At 46.4% G+C, this 239-nt stretch carries 2 tRNA genes; both read right to left on the bottom strand.

What is annotated here, in order from left to right:
* Window positions 1-2: 2 nt before the first annotated feature.
* A tRNA-Thr gene (locus ACMA47_RS25180) sits at window positions 3-76 on the bottom strand.
* A gap of 89 nt (window positions 77-165) precedes the next feature.
* Window positions 166-238 (bottom strand) — tRNA-Gly (locus tag ACMA47_RS25175).
* Window position 239: the final 1 nt, after the last annotated feature.

The following is a 239-nucleotide window of genomic DNA, read 5'->3' as shown; positions in this document are numbered from 1 at the left end:
TGAGCCTCCAGAGGGATTCGAACCCACGACCCCGAGATTACAAATCACGTGCTCTGGCCAACTGAGCTATGGAGGCATTTTAATAAAAGACTGAAACTGATCGAGAAACTCTACTCTACATATTTCAGTGTTAAAAAAAATCACCTTTATGGTGTGATTTTTTTGAGCGGAAGACGGGGGTCGAACCCGCGACATTCAGCTTGGAAGGCTGACGCTCTACCAACTGAGCTACTTCCGCA

The organism is Chryseobacterium sp. T20 (assembly GCF_047345655.1).
In the GTDB taxonomy this organism is placed as follows: domain Bacteria; phylum Bacteroidota; class Bacteroidia; order Flavobacteriales; family Weeksellaceae; genus Chryseobacterium.
The sequence above is the reverse complement of the archived record's forward strand: the minus strand, read 5'-3'. Positions and strand labels throughout refer to the sequence as shown.